At 40.4% G+C, this 16,810-nt stretch carries 7 protein-coding genes, 2 tRNA genes, 2 rRNA genes and 1 pseudogene; 10 read left to right on the top strand and 2 right to left on the bottom strand.

Annotation, left to right across the window (positions count from 1 at the left end):
* The first annotated feature begins 56 nt into the window (after positions 1-56).
* From EL259_RS02050 to EL259_RS02030, 5 genes and pseudogenes are all read left to right on the top strand, one after another.
* Positions 57-2,699, top strand: coding sequence for a penicillin-binding protein 1A (locus EL259_RS02050; protein WP_126598538.1), 2,643 nt, complete (start codon positions 57-59; stop codon positions 2,697-2,699).
* Between the two features lie 67 nt (positions 2,700-2,766).
* Positions 2,767-3,612, top strand: a complete 846-nt coding sequence (locus EL259_RS02045; RefSeq protein ID WP_126598536.1) for a 23S rRNA (adenine(2030)-N(6))-methyltransferase RlmJ — start codon at positions 2,767-2,769, stop codon at positions 3,610-3,612.
* 135 nt (positions 3,613-3,747) lie between these two features.
* Positions 3,748-5,073 (top strand): hemolysin family protein, encoded by a 1,326-nt coding sequence (locus EL259_RS02040; protein ID WP_126598534.1) that lies wholly within the window; start codon positions 3,748-3,750, stop codon positions 5,071-5,073.
* Positions 5,074-5,181: 108 nt separating this feature from the next.
* Positions 5,182-6,441, top strand: a pseudogene (locus EL259_RS02035) (malic enzyme-like NAD(P)-binding protein); the annotation flags it as partial.
* Positions 6,442-6,670: 229 nt separating this feature from the next.
* Positions 6,671-7,312 carry a superoxide dismutase gene (locus EL259_RS02030; protein ID WP_126598530.1) on the top strand — a complete coding sequence of 214 codons (642 nt, stop codon included), beginning with the start codon at positions 6,671-6,673 and terminating at the stop codon, positions 7,310-7,312.
* Positions 7,313-7,372: 60 nt separating this feature from the next.
* On the opposite strand, the gene lptG is transcribed toward EL259_RS02030, so the two are convergent.
* Both lptG and lptF read right to left on the bottom strand, forming a co-directional pair.
* Entirely contained in the window at positions 7,373-8,440 is a 1,068-nt protein-coding gene (lptG, locus tag EL259_RS02025) for an LPS export ABC transporter permease LptG (RefSeq protein ID WP_126600820.1), read from the bottom strand.
* Positions 8,440-9,555: an LPS export ABC transporter permease LptF gene (gene lptF / locus EL259_RS02020; RefSeq protein WP_126598528.1), complete on the bottom strand. Its 1,116-nt coding sequence runs from the start codon at positions 9,553-9,555 to the stop codon at positions 8,440-8,442. The genes lptG and lptF overlap by 1 nt, the downstream gene beginning before the upstream one ends.
* A gap of 136 nt (positions 9,556-9,691) precedes the next feature.
* On the opposite strand from lptF, the gene EL259_RS02015 reads away from it, so the two are divergent.
* From EL259_RS02015 to EL259_RS01995, 5 genes are all read left to right on the top strand, one after another.
* Positions 9,692-11,179 carry a leucyl aminopeptidase gene (locus EL259_RS02015; protein WP_126598526.1) on the top strand — a complete coding sequence of 496 codons (1,488 nt, stop codon included), beginning with the start codon at positions 9,692-9,694 and terminating at the stop codon, positions 11,177-11,179.
* A gap of 556 nt (positions 11,180-11,735) precedes the next feature.
* A 16S ribosomal RNA gene (locus tag EL259_RS02010) occupies positions 11,736-13,278 on the top strand.
* 73 nt (positions 13,279-13,351) lie between these two features.
* A tRNA-Ile gene (locus EL259_RS02005) sits at positions 13,352-13,428 on the top strand.
* Between the two features lie 49 nt (positions 13,429-13,477).
* Positions 13,478-13,553 (top strand) — tRNA-Ala (locus tag EL259_RS02000).
* A 214-nt stretch (positions 13,554-13,767) separates the two neighbouring features.
* Positions 13,768-16,668, top strand: a 23S ribosomal RNA gene (locus tag EL259_RS01995).
* Together the 16S and 23S rRNA genes with 2 tRNA genes alongside form the textbook arrangement of a ribosomal RNA operon.
* Positions 16,669-16,810: the final 142 nt, after the last annotated feature.

Below are 16,810 nucleotides of genomic sequence, written 5' to 3'. Positions count from 1 at the left end.
GGCGCTTATTTTGAAGATGTTGAAATTTACTGCATAAGACAAGAGAGACTTTTACGATGCGGATCACAAAACTAATATTAAGTAGTTTATTAACCCTGGTATTTTTTGGTGCGATTGCTGGTGGTATTCTTTTTTATGCGCTAAAAAAGGATTTACCCAAGGTTGAAACCTTAAAAACAGTGGAATTACAACAACCAATGCAGATTTATACTGCAGATGGCAAATTAATTGGTGAAGTAGGGGACCAACGTCGTATTCCAGTTCCTTTAGATCAAATTCCTGAAAATTTAATTCATGCTGTTATTGCAACAGAAGATAGTCGATTCTATGAACATATTGGGATTGACCCTATCGGGATTATGCGTGCGGTAATGGTTGCCATTACCCATGGTGGTGCAACGCAGGGTGCAAGTACCATTACGCAACAATTAGCTAGAAACTTTTTCTTAACTCGTGAAAAGACATTAACACGTAAAATTAAAGAGGCGATTCTAGCGATTGATATTGAACGTACATTAACGAAAAATGAAATTTTAGATCTCTATTTAAATAAAATTTATCTTGGTAATCGTGCTTATGGGATGGCGGCTGCGGCACAAACCTATTTTGGTAAAAAACTTAATCAATTGACGTTATCAGAAATGGCCGTGTTAGCAGGTTTACCAAAAGCACCTTCTACATTAAACCCAATTTATTCTGTAAAACGTGCTACAGAACGTCGTAATGTCGTATTATCACGCATGTTAGAAATGAAATACATTACGAAGGCACAATATGAGGCAGCGAAGAAAGAACCCATTATTTCTTCTTACCACGGTGTAAAATTGGCATTCCACGCAGGTTATGTAACTGAAATGGTTCGTCAACAAATGGTGAAAAAATTTGGTGAAGAAGCGGCGTATAATAAAGGATTTAAAGTTTACACCACTATTTTATCGAAAGATCAAATCGCAGCTCAACAGGCTGTGCGTAACAATTTGATTGCTTATGATATGCGCCACGGCTACCGTAAACCAGCTTATCTTTGGAAAGCTGATGAAACCCCGTGGACTGAAAATAAGATTGTCAATTATTTGAAAGAATTACAACCCGCTAACCCGCTTATTCCAGCAGCTGTTTTGTCAAAAGATAGTGATGGTTTAAATTTATTACTAGCTAATGGAACGAAGATGTTATTACCTAATAAAGGCATGGCATGGATTAAGCATCGTAATACGCCTGTTGCTGGGGATTTAGTCTGGATTCATCAAAAAGAAGATGGATCTTGGTTATTAGGTGAAATTCCAGAAGCAAACTCTGCGTTAGTTTCTCTAAATAGCGATAATGGAGCAATTGAAGCATTAGTTGGTGGTTTTAGCTTTGGTCAAAGTAAATTTAACCGAGCAACTCAATCACTTGTTCAAGTTGGATCAGTGATTAAACCATTTATCTATGCGGCAGCACTCGAACGTGGGTTAACGCTTTCAACAATTTTGCAAGATAGCCCAATTATTTTACGTCAGCCAGGTCAACCAGATTGGCGACCACTTAACTCACCAAATCGCTTTGATGGTCCACTACGTCTTCGTGTGGGATTAGGCGAATCTAAAAATATGATTGCTATTCGCACTATTAAAATGGCAGGTATTCCATTTACAGCAGATTTCCTAGAACGTTTTGGTTTCAAACGTGATCAGTATTTCGCAAGTGCATCTTTAGCACTAGGGGCAGCATCATTTACCCCACTTGAATTAGCACGTGCTTATGCTGTATTAGATAATGGTGGATTTTTGATTAATCCATATCTTATTCAAAAAGTGGTGAATAATAATGGCGATGTGATTTATCAAGCTCAACCGAAGATTGCATGCCCAACTTGTGATAATATTCCAGTGGCTTATAAAAAAGTACAGGAAATTCAAGGATTACAAGACTCTGATGTAGCAAATTCTGATGTTATTGATGATGATGGTAGTCAAGCGGGCGAAGGTATTGATGAAAGTACAGGCGATATTAAAGATATCACTCCTACGGATAAACCAGCCGATGATAATGCGCTAGTTGGTGTTAATGGCTTAGATAGTTACTCTGCGAATTTTATGAAATCATCGCAAGCAACATTAGTTCAAGATAATCAACAAAAAGAAGATGAAAATTCACAATATGCACCACGAGTAATTAGTGGAGAAGTTGCATATTTGATTCGCAGTGCGTTACATACAGCTGTGTACGGTGAACCAGGGCAACATTGGTTAGGTACAAGTTGGCGTATGCGTCAAAGTATTAAACGTTCTGACGTTGGTGGGAAAACAGGTACAACTAACCAAAATAAAGTTGCATGGTATGCAGGTTTTGGTGCAAATATTACTACTGCTGCCTATATTGGATTTGATAATAATGCACGTAATCTTGGACGTAGAGAATATGGTGCTAGTGCTGCGATGCCAATGTGGATCCATTACATGGAAAAAGCATTACAAGATGTTCCACAACGTCATTTACCGTTGCCTAAAAATATCGTGACACGTCGTATTGATCCAACAACAGGATTATTGGCTGGACCAAATCAACCGAGTTTGACAGAATATTACATAAAAGGTACTGAACCGAAACGAATGTATATTCCACAAGGACAGGGGTACTTACCATCTCAAAGTACAGATCCTACCCAAGGTGATACGATGGATGCCACAACGGTACCAAGCCAAGAAATCTTTTAACATTTACACCGCACTTATGTAGTGCGGTGTAATTTTTTAATTTACTATTTAATTAAGAAGGACATATATGCTGAGCTATAGACACAGCTTTCATGCAGGTAATCATGCAGATGTATTAAAACATATCGTTTTAATGCTTATCCTTGAGAACTTAAAACAAAAAGAAAAAGGATTTTATTATCTAGATACTCACTCTGGTGTGGGACTTTATCGCCTTTTAAGTGCAGAAGCTCAAAAAAATGCTGAATTTGAAACAGGAATCGGCAAATTATGGGACCGTGATGATTTACCAGAAATTGTAAAACGTTATGTTGATATGATTAAAAAGATCAATCACAACAAGCCTCAATTACGTGAATATGCGGGTTCACCATTAATCGCTGCACAAATGTTACGAGAACAAGATCGAGCATTATTAATGGAATTGCATCCAAGCGATTATCCACTTCTTCGTCAAAACTTTAGACAATATAAAAATATTATGACGAAACAAGATAATGGTTTCCAACAAGTTAAAGCGACATTACCGCCCAAAGAACGCCGAGGTTTAGTGTTGATCGATCCTCCTTATGAATTAAAAGAGGATTATCAATTGGTAGTAAATGCGATTATTGAAGGATATAAACGCTTTGCCACAGGTACCTATGCAATTTGGTACCCTGTTGTACGCCGTTCATATATTAAACGAATGGTCAAAGAATTAGAAACGACAGGGATTCGTAAAATTTTACAAATTGAGTTAGCGGTTCGTCCAGACAGTGATCAACGTGGGATGACAGCAAGCGGTATGATTGTGGTAAATCCACCATGGCAACTTGAAAGTCAAATGAAAGAAATCCTGCCATACCTTAACAAAGTATTAACACCGGAAGGTACAGGTAACTGGAAAGTAAGCTGGATTACGCCAGAATAATAAAATAATAATCACGCCCCGATTTTCAAAAAAATTTATGAAAATCGGGGCGTGACTTATTTGTAACCATATACTTTATTTTTGTAGAGAGTAGAATATTAGGGTGTCATAGTTATTGAGGTAAAATTTTTTAAAATGAATGTATTTACAGCGATTTTAATTATTTTGTTATTAATTAGTATCAGCGCCGTGATTTCATCGGCAGAAATATCTTTGGCTGGTGCACGCAAATTAAAATTACAAGCATTGGCAAATGATGGTGATGAACGCGCTTCACAGGTTTTAGCGTTACAACAATCTCCAGGACGTTTCATCACAGTAGTACAAATTGGGCTAAATATGGTGGCTATCCTAGCAGGGGTTATTGGAGAAGGAACCATAACTCCCCATTTACAGGGTATATTTTCTCAATATTTTTCACCTGATGTCGCTCAAACTTCTGCAAGTTGGCTTTCGTTTATTTTGGTAACGGTTAGCTTTATTTTATTTGCAGATTTAATTCCTAAACGTATTGCTATGAGCTACCCTGAAACCACTTCATTACGCACTGTGCGTATCATGAAATTGAGTATGTTTATTTTAAAACCAATCGTGTGGTTTTTAGATAGTATTGCTAACAGCTTTTTCAAAATTTTTGATATTTCTACTGTTAGAGAAGAAAATTTAACATCAGAAGATATAGTAGCTTTAGTCGGTGAAGGGGCTCAAGCTGGTGTGCTTAAAGAGCAAGAACATTATCTCATTGAGAATATTTTTGATATGCAAGAGCGCACTGTTACTTCATCCATGACAACCCGTGAAAATATCATCTATTTAGATAAAAAATTTAATCGAGCGCAAGTTGTCGCTACGATTCAAGAAAATCCTCACCCTAAAGTCCTGATTTGTGATAAAGGGATTGATAATATTTTAGGTTATGTAGATACGCATACACTGCTTACACAATATTTACATGTACAAGAAGTGGAATTAACCGATCCAAGTCTATTACGCAAACCACTTTTTATTCCTGATACACTTTCTTTGTTTGAAGTATTAGAACTCTTCAAGTCTGCGGGTGATGATTTTGCAATTATTGTTAATGAATATGCATTGGTGGTCGGATTGATTACATTAAAAGATGTGATGAACATCGTGATGGGTGAGTTAGTTTCTACAGAAGAAGAACAAATTATTCGCCGTAACGAAACATCTTGGCTAATAGATGGGGCTACACCGCTAGAAGATGTAATGCGAGCATTAGATATTGATGCGTTCCCAGATGACGAAAATTATGAAACGATTGCTGGTTTCATGATGTATAGTCTCCGTAAGATCCCGAAAAAAACGGATTTTGTTCTTTTTGACCGTTATAAGTTTGAAATTATTGATACGGAAAATTTCAAAATTGATCAGCTCATGGTTTCACTACGAGATGACTTAGCAGCAAAAAGTTTTGAAACGAAATTAACAGAACAATAAAAAACTTTAAAAAAATGTTAAAAATGTGCGGTGCTTCAAATTTTTTAGTTTAAGAGTTATCTATAATTTATTCGTCATACATAAAATACAAAATGAAGAGGATATATTATGGATAAACAATTAAAACAAGCTGCATTGGATTTTCATGAATTTCCTATGCCAGGTAAAATCTCTGTTGAACCAACTAAACCTTTGGTGACACCGCATGATTTAGCCCTCGCTTATTCTCCAGGTGTTGCTGAACCTTGTTTAGCCATTCAAAAAAATCCCTTAGATGCCTATAAATATACAACCAAAGGTAATCTTGTTGCTGTCATTTCAAATGGTACAGCCGTTTTGGGATTAGGGAATATCGGTGCATTGGCTGGTAAGCCTGTTATGGAAGGGAAAGGCGTATTATTTAAAAAATTTGCCGGAATCAATGTTTTTGATATTGAAGTCGATCAACTTGATCCCGATAAATTTGTTGAAGTTGTTGCAGCATTAGAACCGACTTTTGGGGGTATTAACTTAGAAGATATTAAAGCACCAGAATGTTTTTATATTGAACAAAAACTGCGTGAACGCATGAATATTCCAGTTTTCCATGATGATCAGCATGGTACAGCAATTATTTGTGCAGCAGCGGTACTCAATGCCTTACATATTGAACATAAGCAAATTGAAAATGTAAAAGTGGTTACCTCAGGTGCAGGTGCTGCCGCAATTGCATGTTTAAATCTTTTAGTTGCACTAGGCGTTAAACGTAGCAATATCACGATTTGTGATTCTAAAGGGGTCGTTTATAAAGGTCGTGATGCACACCTAACTGAAACCAAAGCACAATATGCGATTGATGATAACGGTATGCGTACACTAGCGGATGCGGTAAAAGGTGCAGATATTTTCCTTGGATGCTCCGCAGCAGGCGTGCTTACACAAGATATGGTAAAAAGTATGGCGAGCTATCCTTTAATTTTAGCTCTCGCTAATCCAGAACCAGAAATTCTTCCACCACTTGCTAAAGCTGCACGTTCAGATGCCATTGTTTGTACTGGACGTTCTGATTATCCAAACCAAGTTAATAATGTTCTTTGCTTTCCATTTATCTTCCGTGGTGCATTAGACGTTTCAGCAACAACAATTAACGAAGAAATGAAAATGGCAGCGGTCAAAGCGATTGCCGATTTAGCACGTGAGGAACCTTTGGCAGAAATCAAAGCCGCATACGATAATCCAGATTTAACATTTGGTGCGGATTATTTAATTCCAAGTCCATTTGATCCACGTTTAATCACACGTGTTGCCCCTGCCGTTGCAAAAGCTGCTATGGATACTGGCGTAGCACGTCATCCGATTAGTGACATGCAAGCTTATATGACCCAATTATTAGCACGCACTGCAAAATAATTTTGTAAGCTAAAATTAGAAAATTCACGCCCCAAATTTCGTAAAAATTTACCGAAAATTGGGGCGTGTTTTTATTTAAAAGCTATGATTAAATGCACAAAATTAAAACAGAACATATAAATAAATATGATCTAAATCAAAAAATATATGCTAAACTTTCGCAGAGATTTTACGAAGAAACACTACTTTGTTACAAAAGGAGCAAAAAATGGCATTTACATTACCACCACTAGGATATCCATATGATGCATTAGAACCATACATTGATGCACGTACAGTGGAAATTCACTATAGCAAACACCATCAAGCTTATGTAAACAATGCAAACAAAGCGATGGAAGGATTAACTGAGTTTGAAGGTTTATGTCCAGGTCAAATCCTTGCACAATTAGATAAGATTCCAGCAGAACGTCGTATGGCAGTACGTAATAATGTTGGTGGTCACGCAAACCACAGCCTACTTTGGAAATGTATGAAAGTAGGTACCGAATTAAAAGGTGCATTAAAAGACGCAATCGTTCGTGATTTTGGTTCTGTCGAAAAATTACGTGAAGAATTAACCAAAGCTTCTGTAGGACAATTCGGTTCAGGTTGGGGTTGGTTAGTGCTTTCAAAAGAAGGTAAACTTTTCGTTGCTTCTACACCAAATCAAGATACCCCAGTAATGGGTGAAAAATATGCAGGTGTTGAAGGTTATCCTTTACTTGCATTAGACGTTTGGGAACATGCGTATTACTTAAAATACCAAAACCGTCGCCCTGAATATGTAGATTGTTTCTGGGATCTCATTAACTGGGATTATGTGGCAGAACGTTTTGAAAATGCAGGTAACCCACATTTTCATCTATAATGATAATGTTCTCTAAATAAAAAAATACCAAGGTTTAACCTTGGTATTTTTGTTTGTAGATTATGATTTTTTATGAAGTAGCCACCAAATGACCCCAACGAAGAAAATACTTGGGACGATAGCACCAATAACAGGTGAGATATTATAGATAAGACTCATTCGGCTTACGACTTCATTAATTACATAGAAAAGGAAACCGAAACAAATCCCTGTTACGATACGTGCTCCAGCACTGACACCACGCAATTGCCCAAAAATAAAAGATAAGGCGAGTAGCATCATAATACTCACAGTGATAGGTTGGAAAATCTTTTGCCAAAAAGTTAATTCAAAGCGTTTTGCATCTTGCCCAGTCTGTTTCATAAATTCGACATAACGGTACAAACCAGAAATAGATAGAGAAGTGGGGCGTAAAGAAGCAATGCCTAGCTTATCTGGGGTTAGCGTAGTTTTCCATAATAAATCAGGGCGAGTAGAGGTAATGACTCGATTCGGGGTAATAGTTGATGTTTTAAGATCAATCAATTTCCACTCACCATTCACATATTGGGCTGAATTGGCATGTGTCATGCTTTTCAATTTATGTTGATCATTAAAGGCATAAATATATAAATCATGCATCTGGGTATTATCCGTAATACGTTGGATATAAACGAAATTATTCCCATCTTTAGCCCAAATACTATTTTTATTTGTTAAGATCGAACCACCATAGAATGCTTGTGCACGCATATTACGAGCATATTGTTCAGATTGAGGCACGCCCCATTCCCCCATTAGCATCGTTAAAAATACAAGAGGGATCGCTGCTTTTAATACAGATAATGCAATTTTAAAGCGAGAAAGCCCCGCAGATTGCATGACGACTAATTCACTGCGACTGGCAAGTCCACCTAGCGCAATAAGCCCGCCGAGTAGGGCAGCCATAGGGAAAAAGGTTTCGATATCTTTAGGAATAGTCAGAATCGTAAAAGCACCTGCTTTCCAAATATCATAAGTTCCTTCGCCAATACTTCTAAATTGTTCAACAAATTTAATAATCGCAGATAAACCAACAAGAGCAAATAATGTTGCAAAAATTGCGCCAAGAATACTTTTACCAATATAACGATCAATTGTACTTAATATCATTTACTACTTACTCCTGTTTTTTTAAATTTTGTATTAAATTGAGCACGCCATTTATAGACTAAAGGGGTATTCCAGCTATTTAACACTATGCCTAGGATTAAGAAAAAGATATTAACGATTGGCATTAAAATTCCAGCATCTAATTTGCCTGATGAGCCTGCTGATTTCAGTGAGCTCTGTAATAAGAAATAAATTAAGTATAAAAGTAGTGCAGGAAGAATTTTAGCAAAACGCCCCTGACGAGGGTTTACTCGACTTAACGCAATCGCAATTAATGCCATAATTGGTACAGAAACAATAAGCGTGATTCGCCAGTGTAATTCTGCTATTTCAGATTGGGAGTGCGTTTTTAACAGTTGGGGTAGGGTTTTCATTTCTTCATCTTTTCGTTGATGATCACCCACTGCCTTATATCCCAAATAGGCTTCATACGTATCAAAGTGAGTAAGCGTAAAGTTTGCAGCACCTGCTGTACCTTCTGTACGGTTTGCTTGATTTAAATGTAAAATCTGATCACCATTTTTTAATGATTTAATCGTTCCACTTTGTGCAACAGTTACTGAGGGTTGAAGTTTTTTCGCTGGAGCATTTTGGAAAATATAAATATCTTGTAATTTATTTTTTTTGATATTGTCCACAAATAGTACAATGTTATCTACAGTGACAAATTGTCCAGGCGCAACCAGACTCATTGTCGGGTTAGCTTTTGCTTCGTCCAAAATTTTAGCTTGTTTTTTTAAGCTCAGAGGCGACAAGTAAAAAGTATTATACGCTGCAAATACAGCAGTAAATAAAGAAAGAATTAAGGCAACCTTAACCAAAATGCCTTGACCAACCCCACAAGCTCGCATTACAGTAATTTCACTCTCTGCATAAAGACGACCTAGAGTAAGCATTAATGCGATAAATAAACTTAACGGTAAGATAAGCTGTATCATCGTCGGAATGCCGAGAGTGAGCAAAGAAAATACCAGATCAGTCGGGACTTTTCCGCTAGTAGCTGAGCCTAAAATTCTCACGAGTTGTTGTGAGAAAAAAATTAATAAAAGAATAAATAAAATCGCAATTTGCGTTTTAAATACTTCTTTACTTAAATATTTCGTTAAAATCACATTATTACCTTGTTTTACTTGCTTTTTTGAGAAAAAGAGGTAGTTTTATCGTATTCGTTTTACCCTAAATTAAAAGGTATAAAACGGTTTATAGTAACGCATTTTATTTATAAGATCAGTAATAAGTGAGGACAAAATGCAATATCTTGCAAAAAACCAAGCACTTAATACGGTGCAAGACAGCATCGTTATCGGGGTTTTTGAAGATCATCAGCTCACCCCGAGTGCAAAAGAATTCGATGATTTAACTCAGCATTATCTAACCAACCTTCTTAAAAGTGGTGAAATTACCGCAAAAACTGGTGAAATTACCCTTTTACGAAATGTACCAAATAGCCCAGCCAAACGTGTTTTTGTTGTAGGTTGCGGTAAAGAAAACGCACTTAGCGTACGTGACTACAAAAAAATCTACCATTCACTTTTAAAAGAAATTGAAAAAACACAAGCAAAAACAGTTGTAAGTTATTTGAATGAAATTGCATTGCAAGACCGTCATCTTTTATGGCAACTTCGTTTTGCTATTGAAAGTATGCAAGACGCACGTTATGTGTTTGATGAATTTAAAAGTAAAAAAACACCAAATACCTCTCCATTAGAAGAAGTCATCTTCGTTGTTAAACCAGAACAAGAAGCAAATGCTGCAGAAATTATCAAAGAAGCAGTAGCAATTGAATATGGTGTAAAACAAACCAAAGATCTTGCAAATTGCCCACCAAACGTGTGCAATCCAGCATACCTTGCAACACAAGCAGAAGCTTTGGCAGCACGTTCAAATAAAATTGAAGTACAAATTGTTGACGAAAAAGAGATGCAAGAATTAGGCATGACGTCTTATCTTGCTGTTTCTCAAGGTAGTGCAAACGAAGCAAAAATGTCTATCATGACTTATCGCAATAATCCGAATCCAAATGCAAAACCAATTGTACTTGTTGGTAAAGGTCTAACCTTTGATGCTGGTGGTATTTCACTTAAACCAGGTGCAGGCATGGACGAAATGAAATACGACATGTGTGGTGCTGCAACAGTGTTTGGGGTAATGAATGCACTTGCTGAGCTTGATTTACCAATTAATGTTATTGGTGTAATGGCGGGTTGTGAAAATATGCCTGATGGTAATGCTTATCGCCCAGGTGATATCGTGACAACAATGAGTGGATTAACAGTTGAAGTATTAAATACCGATGCGGAAGGTCGTCTAGTACTTTGCGATGCGTTGACCTATGTAAAACGTTTTGAACCAGAACTTGTTATTGACATGGCAACCTTAACGGGAGCTTGTGTTATTGCATTAGGTTCACATAATAGTGGTTTAATGACAGAAGATGAAGCACTTGCAGAGGCATTACTAACTGCAGCGAATGAAACTCAAGATAAAGCATGGCGTTTACCAATTGGTGAAGAGTATAACGAACAACTTAAATCAAATTTTGCAGATCTCGCAAACATTGGTGGACGTTGGGGCGGTGCATGTACTGCGGGGGCTTTCTTATCTAACTTCACAAAAGATTATCGTTGGGCTCATTTAGATATTGCAGGTACAGCTTGGAAACAAGGTGCAGAAAAAGGCGCTAGCGGACGTCCAGTTCACTTGGTAATGCAATATTTACTTAACCAAGTAAAATAATATCCATTATAAAATAGCTATTTTAAGCCCTGAGATATTCAGGGCTTTTTTTATATATAATCACGCCACGATTTTCGACAAAAATTATGCAATAAATACAAAAAAGAGTAGAGAAGTATCGGAGATGAAGGGGAAAAATAATTTATTACTTATAAATGATTATTCATAAAATAAGCGAAATATTAGGAGTAGAATGTGGAAAACTTTATAAACCAGCTGTTTTTTTATTCTTTTATTCACAAAACATGTACAAAAAAACGCTTTTTAGTTTAAAAAATAGGCAAGCAATAAGTTTTTTATAATTTTTTTGAAAAAAGTACTTGCGCTACATCGGAAAATATCTATAATACGCCCCACACAACGACGCGACGTTGTTAACAAAAATTTACTTCTCGCGTCGTTGTTTTTTGTTCTTTAACAACTAACTAGACAATCTGTGTGGGCACTTGTTGATTGACTTTGTTTAAATAATTTAACTAAGTCTTAATGAGTGTCAAACTAGAAATTCATTTTAAATGAAAGACTTTTTGTCAGCTTATTGAGCGAATCAAGCTTTGAATTGAAGAGTTTGATCATGGCTCAGATTGAACGCTGGCGGCAGGCTTAACACATGCAAGTCGAACGGTAACAGGAAGAAAGCTTGCTTTCTTTGCTGACGAGTGGCGGACGGGTGAGTAATGCTTGGGAATCTGTTTCATGGAGGGGGATAACTACGGGAAACTGTAGCTAATACCGCGTAATATCGAGAGATTAAATGTGTGGGACCGCAAGGCCACATGCCATGAAGTGAGCCCAAGTGGGATTAGATAGTTGGTGAGGTAATGGCTCACCAAGTCAGCGATCTCTAGCTGGTCTGAGAGGATGACCAGCCACACTGGGACTGAGACACGGCCCAGACTCCTACGGGAGGCAGCAGTGGGGAATATTGCACAATGGGCGCAAGCCTGATGCAGCCATGCCGCGTGAATGAAGAAGGCCTTCGGGTTGTAAAGTTCTTTCGGTGGTGAGGAAGGTTGGCGTGTTAATAGCACGTTGACTTGACGTTAGCCACAGAAGAAGCACCGGCTAACTCCGTGCCAGCAGCCGCGGTAATACGGAGGGTGCGAGCGTTAATCGGAATAACTGGGCGTAAAGGGCACGCAGGCGGTGACTTAAGTGAGGTGTGAAAGCCCTGGGCTTAACCTAGGAATTGCATTTCATACTGGGTCGCTAGAGTATTTTAGGGAGGGGTAGAATTCCACGTGTAGCGGTGAAATGCGTAGAGATGTGGAGGAATACCGAAGGCGAAGGCAGCCCCTTGGGAATATACTGACGCTCATGTGCGAAAGCGTGGGGAGCAAACAGGATTAGATACCCTGGTAGTCCACGCTGTAAACGATGTCGATTTGGGGATTGGGCTTTAGGTCTGGTGCCCGTAGCTAACGTGATAAATCGACCGCCTGGGGAGTACGGCCGCAAGGTTAAAACTCAAATGAATTGACGGGGGCCCGCACAAGCGGTGGAGCATGTGGTTTAATTCGATGCAACGCGAAGAACCTTACCTACTCTTGACATCCATGGAACCTTGTAGAGATACGAGGGTGCCTTCGGGAACCATGAGACAGGTGCTGCATGGCTGTCGTCAGCTCGTGTTGTGAAATGTTGGGTTAAGTCCCGCAACGAGCGCAACCCTTATCCTTTGTTGCCAGCGGTTTGGCCGGGAACTCAAAGGAGACTGCCAGTGATAAACTGGAGGAAGGTGGGGATGACGTCAAGTCATCATGGCCCTTACGAGTAGGGCTACACACGTGCTACAATGGCGTATACAGAGGGCAGCGAGCCTGCGAGGGTGAGCGAATCTCAGAAAGTACGTCTAAGTCCGGATTGGAGTCTGCAACTCGACTCCATGAAGTCGGAATCGCTAGTAATCGCGAATCAGAATGTCGCGGTGAATACGTTCCCGGGCCTTGTACACACCGCCCGTCACACCATGGGAGTGGGTTGTACCAGAAGTAGATAGCTTAACCTTCGGGAGGGCGTTTACCACGGTATGATTCATGACTGGGGTGAAGTCGTAACAAGGTAACCGTAGGGGAACCTGCGGTTGGATCACCTCCTTACCAAAATGAAGCGACAGTGAGTGCTCACACAGATTGTTTTAGTGGTTGTAGACAAAGAAAGACAATGCCCTGTGGGTCTGTAGCTCAGGTGGTTAGAGCGCACCCCTGATAAGGGTGAGGTCGGTGGTTCAAGTCCACTCAGACCCACCACTCTCAACGAAACGAAGGTTTAGTGGGGGTGACACAGGAATGAAAAGATGGGGATATAGCTCAGCTGGGAGAGCGCCTGCCTTGCACGCAGGAGGTCAGCGGTTCGATCCCGCTTATCTCCACCAAATTTTCATTACAAAGGGAAGAAGAAAAAATTTTTTCACTTTCTAATGATAATTTGTTAAAATTGTCGAATTGTTCTTTAAAAATTTAAAATCAAGCTGAAAACTAAAGAGACTTTCAAGTAAAGTCTGAGTAGTTAAAAATCTTATGCTGAAAAAGGCGGCATAAGTCGAGTTGTTAATCGCAACCTTGATATGAAAATATTTGAGGTTGTATGGTTAAGTGACTAAGCGTACAGGGCGGATGCCTTGGCAATCAGAGGCGATGAAGGACGTGCTAATCTGCGAAAAGCTTGGGTAAGGCGATAAGAGCCGTTATAACCCGAGATATCCGAATGGGGAAACCCGATAGATGAAGAATCTATCATCTCTTTTTGAATATATAGGAAAGAGAAGCAAACCGGGAGAACTGAAACATCTAAGTACCCCGAGGAAAAGAAATCAACCGAGATTCTGTTAGTAGCGGCGAGCGAAAGCGGAAGAGCCTGTAAGTGATAGCAAAAGCGTTAGGAGAATGAGCTGGGAAGCTCAATCATAGAGGGTGATAGTCCCGTATCTTAAAACGCTTTTGTGGTACTGAGCTTACGATAAGTAGGGCGGGACACGTGTTATCTTGTCTGAAGATGGGGGGACCATCCTCCAAGGCTAAATACTCCTGATTGACCGATAGTGAACCAGTACTGTGAAGGAAAGGCGAAAAGAACCCCTGTGAGGGGAGTGAAATAGAACCTGAAACCCTGTACGTACAAGCAGTGGGAGCCACTTCGTGTGGTGACTGCGTACCTTTTGTATAATGGGTCAGCGACTTATATTTTGTAGCGAGGTTAACTGAATAAGGGAGCCGTAGGGAAACCGAGTCTTAACTGGGCGACTAGTTGCAAGATATAGACCCGAAACCCGGTGATCTAGCCATGGGCAGGTTGAAGGTTGGGTAACACTAACTGGAGGACCGAACCGACTAATGTTGAAAAATTAGCGGATGACCTGTGGCTGGGGGTGAAAGGCCAATCAAACCGGGAGATAGCTGGTTCTCCCCGAAATCTATTTAGGTAGAGCCTTGAGCGGACACCTTTGGGGGTAGAGCACTGTTTCGGCTAGGGGGCCATCCCGGCTTACCAACCCGATGCAAACTCCGAATACCAAAGAGTGATACTCAGGAGACACACGGCGGGTGCTAACGTTCGTCGTGGAGAGGGAAACAACCCAGACCGCCAGCTAAGGTCCCAAAGTCTATATTAAGTGGGAAACGAAGTGGGAAGGCTTAGACAGCTAGGATGTTGGCTTAGAAGCAGCCATCATTTAAAGAAAGCGTAATAGCTCACTAGTCGAGTCGGCCTGCGCGGAAGATGTAACGGGGCTCAAATATAGCACCGAAGCTGCGGCATCAGACGTAAGTCTGTTGGGTAGGGGAGCGTTCTGTAAGCGGATGAAGGTGTACTGAGAAGTATGCTGGACGTATCAGAAGTGCGAATGCTGACATAAGTAACGATAAAACGAGTGAAAAACTCGTTCGCCGGAAGATCAAGGTTTCCTGTCCAACGTTAATCGGGGCAGGGTGAGTCGACCCCTAAGGCAAGGCTGAAAAGCGTAGTCGATGGGAAACGGGTTAATATTCCCGTACTTGTAATAACTGCGATGTGGGGACGGAGTAGGTTAGGTTAGCCATCTTTTGGATTAGATGGTTTAAGCCGGTAGGCGGAATATCTAGGCAAATCCGGATATTCTTAACGCCGAGAAGTGATGACGAGCAACTACGGTTGTGAAGTAACTGATACCACACTTCCAGGAAAAGCCACTAAGCTTCAGGTTATTATAAATCGTACTGTAAACCGACACAGGTGATCAGGTAGAGAATACTCAGGCGCTTGAGAGAACTCGGGTGAAGGAACTAGGCAAAATAGCACCGTAACTTCGGGAGAAGGTGCGCCGGTGGTAGTTGTAGTCCCTCGCGGACGAAGGCGAATCCGGTCGAAGATACCAGCTGGCTGCAACTGTTTATTAAAAACACAGCACTCTGCAAACACGAAAGTGGACGTATAGGGTGTGATGCCTGCCCGGTGCTGGAAGGTTAATTGATGGGGTTAGCGCAAGCGAAGCTCCTGATCGAAGCCCCAGTAAACGGCGGCCGTAACTATAACGGTCCTAAGGTAGCGAAATTCCTTGTCGGGTAAGTTCCGACCTGCACGAATGGCATAATGATGGCCAGGCTGTCTCCACCCGAGACTCAGTGAAATTGAAATCGCCGTGAAGATGCGGTGTACCCGCGGCTAGACGGAAAGACCCCGTGAACCTTTACTATAGCTTGACACTGAACCTTGAATTTTAATGTGTAGGATAGGTGGGAGACTATGAAGCGAGAACGCCAGTTCTTGTGGAGTCGTTGTTGAAATACCACCCTTTAACGTTTGATGTTCTAACGACGTACCTGAAACGGGTACTCGGACAGTGTCTGGTGGGTAGTTTGACTGGGGCGGTCTCCTCCCAAAGAGTAACGGAGGAGCACGAAGGTTTGCTAATCACGGTCGGACATCGTGAGGTTAGTGCAATGGTATAAGCAAGCTTAACTGCGAGACAGACAAGTCGAGCAGGTACGAAAGTAGGTCATAGTGATCCGGTGGTTCTGCATGGAAGGGCCATCGCTCAACGGATAAAAGGTACTCCGGGGATAACAGGCTGATACCGCCCAAGAGTTCATATCGACGGCGGTGTTTGGCACCTCGATGTCGGCTCATCACATCCTGGGGCTGAAGTAGGTCCCAAGGGTATGGCTGTTCGCCATTTAAAGTGGTACGCGAGCTGGGTTTAGAACGTCGTGAGACAGTTCGGTCCCTATCTGCCGTGGGCGTTGGAGAATTGATTGGGGCTGCTCCTAGTACGAGAGGACCGGAGTGGACGCATCACTGGTGTTCCAGTTGTCTCGCCAGAGGCATTGCTGGGTAGCTACATGCGGAAGAGATAAGTGCTGAAAGCATCTAAGCACGAAACTTGCCAAGAGATGAGTTCTCCCCGACTTAAAGTCGGTAAGGGTTGTTTGAGACTAAGACGTTGATAGGTCTGATGTGTAAGCGCTGTGAGGCGTTGAGCTAACAGATACTAATTGCCCGAGAGGCTTAACCATACAACACTCAAATATTTTTAGAGAAAAGATTTGAAAGAAAGTCGGTTTTCAGTGAAGATTTTAAAGACTTAACGAAGCGAAGAGAAAGTAAAACGCAAATAAACGTTAAGTAAAGAACGACGAAAAGACAGATTATAAAGAA

This window comes from Actinobacillus delphinicola (assembly GCF_900638385.1).
Lineage (GTDB): Bacteria > Pseudomonadota > Gammaproteobacteria > Enterobacterales > Pasteurellaceae > Actinobacillus_C > Actinobacillus_C delphinicola.
The sequence above is the reverse complement of the archived record's forward strand: the minus strand, read 5'-3'. Positions and strand labels throughout refer to the sequence as shown.